3 protein-coding genes are annotated in these 2,009 nt (G+C 71.6%); all 3 read left to right on the plus strand.

Features of this window, described 5'->3' with window-relative positions:
* Positions 1 to 208: hypothetical protein (locus ACRDP3_RS23060; RefSeq protein ID WP_431518911.1), on the plus strand; the 208-nt coding region annotated here is incomplete at its 5' end.
* A 72-nt stretch (positions 209 to 280) separates the two neighbouring features.
* Positions 281 to 1,186 carry a LysR family transcriptional regulator gene (locus ACRDP3_RS23065; RefSeq protein ID WP_431518912.1) on the plus strand — a complete coding sequence of 302 codons (906 nt, stop codon included), beginning with the start codon at positions 281 to 283 and terminating at the stop codon, positions 1,184 to 1,186.
* A gap of 97 nt (positions 1,187 to 1,283) precedes the next feature.
* A complete protein-coding gene (locus tag ACRDP3_RS23070; protein WP_431518913.1) occupies positions 1,284 to 1,889 on the plus strand; it encodes a cysteine dioxygenase in 606 nt (201 codons plus the stop codon).
* The last annotated feature ends 120 nt before the right edge of the window (positions 1,890 to 2,009 follow it).

Consider the following 2,009-nt stretch of genomic DNA (forward strand, 5'->3'; position numbering starts at 1 on the left):
GATCCTGCTCGGCACGGTCCTCGGCGGCCTGCTCCTCCACGTCCGGCTGTCCGGGGTCATGCTGAACTTCGACCTTCCGTATCTCCATACGCCGATCGACACCGCCGCCGAGGCGGCGATCACGGTCATCGTCGCGGTGTACGCGGTCGCGGCGCTGGTGTGCGCGGTGGGCGTGGCGGTGGCCCGGCGACTGCGGGCCCGCCCGTGAGCGCGCGGGCGTGATCCTTAAGCTGGGTGGCGGGGATGTTGCCGTTACCCAAAATATGCTTATGGTTCTGCCATGTTCGACTCGCGGCACATCAGGACCTTCCACGAAGTGGTGGAGGCCGGTTCCTACTCCGGTGCCGCTCGCGTCCTCGGCTATACGCAGCCCGCGATCACGCAGCAGATGAAGGCGCTGGAGCGGTCCGTCGGGACACCGCTGTTCATACGGGTGGGGCGGAACATGCGGCTCACCGAGGCGGGTGAGGCGCTGGCCCGGCACGCCGGAGTCATCCTCGACAGCATCTCGGCCGCCCAGCAGCAGATGACGGCGATCACCCGGCTGCGGGCGGGCCGGGTGCGGATGTGCGCGTTCCCCAGCGCGGGGGCCACGCTCGTACCGGAGGCGCTGGCGCGGCTGGCCGCCGAACACCCCGGGATACGAGTCGAGTTGCAGGAGAGCGAGCCGCCGGACTCGCTGCGGCGCGTCGTGGCGGGCGAGTGCGACATCACCCTCGCCTTCACCTACCCCGGCCTGCACGAACAGGTGCCGGAGGAACTGGTCGAGATCCCGCTCATGGAAGACCAGCTGACCGTGCTGCTGCCCACCGGGCACCCGATGGCCCGGCGCCGGGCGGTCAAGCTGGCCGAGCTGGCGGAGGAGCGCTGGATCGCCGGCTGCCTGCGCTGCCGGGCCAACTTCCTGCACGAGTGCGCCGAGCTCGGCTTCGCCCCCGACATCGCCTTCACCACCGACGACATCCTCGTGGTGCAGAGCCTGGTCGCCGAGGGCCTCGGCATCGCGATGATGCCGGGGCTGGTGCTGTCCTTCCTGGTGCACCGGAAGGTCACCGGGCGGGCGCTGGACCCGGCGTCACGGCGGCAGGTTTCCGCGTACGTGCTGCGCGAACACCTCGAGATCCCGGCCACCGCGCTGGTGCTGGACGAGCTGAAGGCGGTGGCCGCCAACCGCGTCGGGTGCTGACGCGGCCGAAGCCGAAGCCGCAGCCATAAGCGGGCGTTGGGGGACGGCCAAGAGACCGTCGTTGGACGTGATGGGTCCGCTTCGCCACGCTGCGAACATGGCCACTTCGACCGAGCACCACGCCGCGGCGAGGGCCCGTGCCGCCACCCGTACCCGTACGACCGAGCGGCTCGGCGCTTTCATCGAAGAGGTACGCGACGTGGTCGGGCGGGGGCTGCCGCCGGACGTCACGGCCTACCTGGTCGGCGAGAAGCTCGCCCCGCACCTGGGCGTGAGCGGCGACGGGGGGCTGCTCACGCCCGAGCAGTGCGAGGGCGACCCAGAGCGGTACCGGCAGCATCTGCTGCACGCCGAGACCGACGGCAGCTTCTCGGTCGTCGCGCTCGTCTGGCTGCCCGGCCAGTGCACGGCCGTACACGACCATGTGTCCTGGTGCGTCACGGGAGTTCACCAGGGTGAGGAGCACGAGCGGCGCTACCGGCTGCTGCCCGCCGAGGCACCGGGCGGCAGCGCGCGGCTCGTCGCCACCGAGGACGTGGTCAACCCGGCCGGTTCCGTCTGCGGCTTCGCGCCGCCCGGCGACATCCACCGGGTGTGGAACGCCTGTGATGACAAGGCCATCTCGATCCACCTCTACGGTGCGGACATCGGGCGGCTGGGCAGCAGCGTCCGGCGGGTCTACGAGCTGCCGGCCGACCGCTGATGGCGCTGCTGGGGGAGCGGCCCCCGACTCCCGTACACAGCGGGGCCGTTGCCCCCGTCACGCCGCCACGACGCCCGCCGAGCTCGCCACGCGCGCCGAGCGCACTGCCCGGGCTGGCGC

Origin of the sequence: Streptomyces sp., assembly GCF_050698815.1 — a bacterium.
Taxonomy (GTDB): Bacteria; Actinomycetota; Actinomycetes; order Streptomycetales; family Streptomycetaceae; genus Streptomyces.